We start from the raw sequence: 4,298 nt of genomic DNA on the forward strand, positions 1-4,298 counted from the left end.
GCTCAGTATCCGCATTTGGTGGCTCAGTCGTCCGCATTCGGTGGCTCACAAGTCCGCACTAGCGGCTCTCTGTATCCGCAATACTCAGCTCAACATTCGGTATTTGTAATAGCATATCCAATGCATCAGGATTGGTGAGGTACAGATAGTCTCCTACCAAGATTCTGATTTGAGCGCCACGTTCACTCGCTTTTCTTAAAGAAGCCGATAATTCCTTCACTCCCGACACTTGAGCAAACGCGACGACCATATAAATTTCAGTCGCCGCGTCTATGTGTTCTTGTAAAGGGATGCCAAGATTGCTCGTATGGAGTCGTAAATCACTCATGATCGAGGACCTCTTCTAAAAATAGACCCTTTTCAAAACCGCCACGTATTTTGCGTTTCTCTTTACGTATGCGGTTCAATTCATCGAAGTCTGCCCCATGCATATTTCCGAGTGTATAGACCAACTCCAAAATATCAGCTAACTCTTCAAGAGACTCTTCATCAATGTTCGTTTCTTCATACTCTTTGATTTCTTCGTATAGTTTCAATCGTGCTTGTTCGAAGTGTTCGGCTTGAGTAAGTTGCTTCACAATCGGGATTTTTCCTGATTCGTGAATGATTTCAGGAATGCGGTCGCGGATTAGTTTATTGTATTTGGGCATTGAATTTTCTCCTTTCATTATTTCAGAGAACTAACTTCTCAAGGAGAGAAGGTAAATAAACTCCCCGAAAACCTTTCTAAAACATTTATTCCTAAAAAAATATATACACTAGAGAGCTTGCCTCACAAATTTTCATAGAGAATTTGTGAGTTCTATACCTTCACTATTTATACTGATAATCTAAATAAAACATAATTTACTTATATATCGTTCACCATAGGCATTTAATTGGGCGACAGATTGTCAAATTAAGCACAAAACTTCCTCGGCCGTTCGTTGGCGTCCTTGTTGCCATAAGCATAATGCTAGGTGAAATACATCTTTACGCTGAGTATCTTCCGTACGCGCTCGTGACCGCTAAACTCCTTGCCCGGTCCGTCGAGGCCGCGGTGTGGTCCACTATTGTCAACGAAAGAAAAAATTGGCTGTTCCGCTCGAGGAACGTCGCTAAGCACGTCTTCGATTTCTTTCGAGACGGTCATGGGCTGTCGCACAAGTCGTCTTGCGATGGATCGGATGGACAACTACGAGCTCCAGATAGGTCTCTATTTTCAAGCGTTCCGTTGTCGTAAGATGGGTTATTTCCTCCGGCTGAATGTGTGTTGTGGCGATTTTCATTATACACGAGGACGGCGTCATGGGTTTTCCCATCAAACTAAATCCCAATAATTTGCTCGATCTTCACTTCCGTGAAAATTTTATTTTGATTTACCACATAAACATGTACCGAGCCATTTAATTCTTGGTAATCGTTTAATTCCAATTGTTGTGAAAGCAACTCTATAGACGGGGTCAATAAAATAAATCGTGTATTACCCTCTGCTTCTTCACTCGTGAAATCGACTAAGCCAAACGCATTCTTAACACGGATGTTTAGTCGACCGTTTTGATATTCATACTCTTTTACAGCTTCTATGAAATCTTTTGGAATAACACGTGCTGTATTTTCAATTGGTTGTACATTCAGTTGTGTAATCGACTTAATGGATTGTAACTGGATACTTCTTTCTCTTTCAATATTTTCCAAACGCTCTTTACTACGTTCCTCTAAGTCTTCAATTTGAGTATAGGTTTGGTTAATTAGCGCACTGTTTTTATTATTTAAGTTATCACTTAAATAATTCGTTAACCTTTCCTGCAGTGTTTGCATTTGTTCATCAAATGAACGTCGTAAATAAGTACTCTTTCGATTTAAATAATCATCACGTTTCATTTGAACAGATTGAAGTATCTTTTTTGCTTGAAGAATCGATTCTTTTTTAAATGATTTATCATCTGTACCTACTGTATTGATTACTTCAAATTGCTTTTGAAATAGAAAATAGGGATCTACTTGAATAAACTCCCCAGTTTCCCTTTTAGCTAATAACATTAACTCTTGTTCTAATTCTCGTCCTGTACCATCAACTACACTAATACGGCTAATTTCTAATGTTAATGGTTCACTAACATGTGTTTTTACTGTACAAATTGGTAAAGCGACTTGTTGTAACTCTTGACTCGCTAATTCCATCGTTAATTTTTTTAATGGATGATCATTTTGTAATATAAATAACTCTTCTGTTTGTTTATCTGGTCTTAATGTAAACCGTAATGATTCATCAGTCCTTAAAGGATATTTTCGCTTCTTAATTAGTTCACGAATATTTTTTGGGAAACGATCAATTCGAACTGTATTACCATCATTTGAGATATTTACTTTAATTCGTGTTTCTTCAAACTGTCTTACTGCAAACTCACCATAGACCCGCGGCGGCATACTACTAATTGAAATTTCTTGATATGCACGTCTTGCACCCGGTAAATCAAAACTGGAATCATCTAAGCGTTCTTGTTTTGCTAATTCTAATAATCGTTCATGCTCCTCAGATAATGTTCTTTCCATTTGTGCAATTAGCTCATCTAAATTTTCACGACCACTAATCGCTTCCTCCATTAAGTGAGATAAATCGATATTGTTTTCCTCTAGTACTTCACCAATAAAATCATAAACCTGATCTTGCCCCAAATCTGTGCGCATTTGTTCCATCTTGTCAAGTAGACGTATCAATACATCTCCTTCACGTGTATTCTTTGCAACAAGATTAAAGACGAATACTTCATTCTTTTGTCCAATACGATGAATACGTCCCATACGCTGTTCTAAACGATTGGGATTCCACGGAATATCATAGTTAATCATTTGATTACAGAATTGAAGGTTGATAGATTCTCCCCCGGCATCTGTAGCAAGCATAATTTGTACATCATTTCGGAACCGCTCCACTTGTTCACGACGTTGATCCATCGAAAAGTTTCCAACGATTTTTGTCACTTCATGGACATGCTGCAGGAGCTTTTGTTCAAGGTAATATAAAGTATCTTTGGATTCCGTAAAGATAAGGATTTTTTCTTCTTTGGAAAGCAACCCATCCGGACCGAATAATGTGTTTTCAAGCTCTAAATATTTACGTTCAATATCTTGTTTTACGAGCATCTCTGCTTTACGAACTAAACCATCTAGAATCTCTATTTCTAACTTTAGTTCCTCTATATCTATAACATCCGTTTCCCCTTCAACTAAAGTCTCAATTTCTTCCTGTTCGTCTATTGAAAGCTCATCGTATTCAAATGACTCAATGGATTTATTGGCCGTTAACTCAGACGCTAATAATTCTTCTAACTTTTCTTTACGTCGTTTTAGGGATAAATAAATAGCATCTAAAGACGAACTTAGACGACGTTGTAAAATCATCATTGCAAAGGCTACGTTTGGTTTATTATTTTGTTTTGCTCGATTAAAATGCTCGCGTGCATAAGCGGTTACATCTTCATAAAGCTCTCGTTCACCGTAACTTAAATCAAATGTAATTGTCGTTGTCGTTCTTTTCGGGAATAACGGAGTACCATCAAAATTTTTCATTGTCTCCTTTAAACGACGAATAACAAAAGGATTACTCTTTTCATATATAGAATCACCTGTATTTAAACGTGAAAAAATATCATGGTCTACCAAACTCATTAAATGCCGGAAATTTTCTTTGTCTCCTTTATGCGGTGTAGCCGTTAATAATAAGCAATGCTCTGTATGACGAAGTAAACTCTCACCAAGCTGGTAAATTTTCGTACGATTCACTTTACGTTTCTTAACGCCATGTGTATAGGCAGCCATTTTATGAGCTTCATCGACGATGACTAAATCAAACTGCGCTTTTAAAATATACGCTTTAATTTCTTCCCGTGAAGCCCAATAAATTGATGCAATTATTTTGTCATGTGATTCAAATGGATTTACTTCACTTGAGCTATTTAATAAACTTCTATTTACAATGGTAAACTCTTCTCCAAACTTATCTTTTAGCTCTTCCTGCCATTGTTTCAATACTAGCGGAGGAACTAAAATTAAAATTCGTTCTGCTGCTTGTCTTGCAATTAACTCACGTATTAACATACCTGACATTATCGTTTTCCCTGCGCCCGGATCATCCGCTAATAAATATCGTACTTGAGGTGACTGCAACATGCGACTATACACTGCTTCAATTTGGTGTGGGAGAGGAATAATCTTTTTGTTTCCTCGCGCTGAGTATTGCGGATACAGAGAGCCGCTAGTGCGGACTTGTGAGCCACCGAATGCGGACGACTGAGCCACCAAATGCGGATACTGAG

General features: G+C 37.8%; 3 protein-coding genes. All 3 read right to left on the minus strand.

The annotated features are described in order from the left end of the window. Positions 1-58 precede the first annotated feature (58 nt). The 3 genes from KNP76_RS15340 to KNP76_RS15350 all read right to left on the minus strand — a co-directional run bounded on the left by KNP76_RS15340 (position 59) and on the right by KNP76_RS15350 (position 4,281). Positions 59-328 (minus strand): phospholipase D-like domain-containing protein, encoded by a 270-nt coding sequence (locus tag KNP76_RS15340; RefSeq protein WP_214845019.1) that lies wholly within the window; start codon positions 326-328, stop codon positions 59-61. Continuing rightward, the gene (locus KNP76_RS15345) at positions 321-650 is read right to left on the minus strand and encodes a nucleoside triphosphate pyrophosphohydrolase (RefSeq protein ID WP_214845020.1); all 330 of its coding nucleotides are present in this window, start codon (positions 648-650) and stop codon (positions 321-323) included. Before KNP76_RS15345 ends, KNP76_RS15340 begins: the two co-directional genes overlap by 8 nt. Before the next feature lie 655 nt (positions 651-1,305). Next, positions 1,306-4,281 carry a helicase-related protein gene (locus KNP76_RS15350; RefSeq protein ID WP_371816283.1) on the minus strand — a complete coding sequence of 992 codons (2,976 nt, stop codon included), beginning with the start codon at positions 4,279-4,281 and terminating at the stop codon, positions 1,306-1,308. Positions 4,282-4,298 lie beyond the last annotated feature (17 nt).

The sequence above is a fragment of the Exiguobacterium sp. s150 genome (assembly GCF_018618435.1).
In the GTDB taxonomy this organism is placed as follows: Bacteria; Bacillota; Bacilli; order Exiguobacteriales; family Exiguobacteriaceae; genus Exiguobacterium; species Exiguobacterium alkaliphilum.

Bases quoted from the DNA above. Each gene is read 5' to 3' on its own strand.
- KNP76_RS15340 (WP_214845019.1), bottom strand. From the start codon at position 328: ATGAGTGATTTACGACTCCATACGAGCAATCTTGGCATCCCTTTACAA.
- KNP76_RS15345 (WP_214845020.1), bottom strand. From the start codon at position 650: ATGCCCAAATACAATAAACTAATCCGCGACCGCATTCCTGAAATCATT.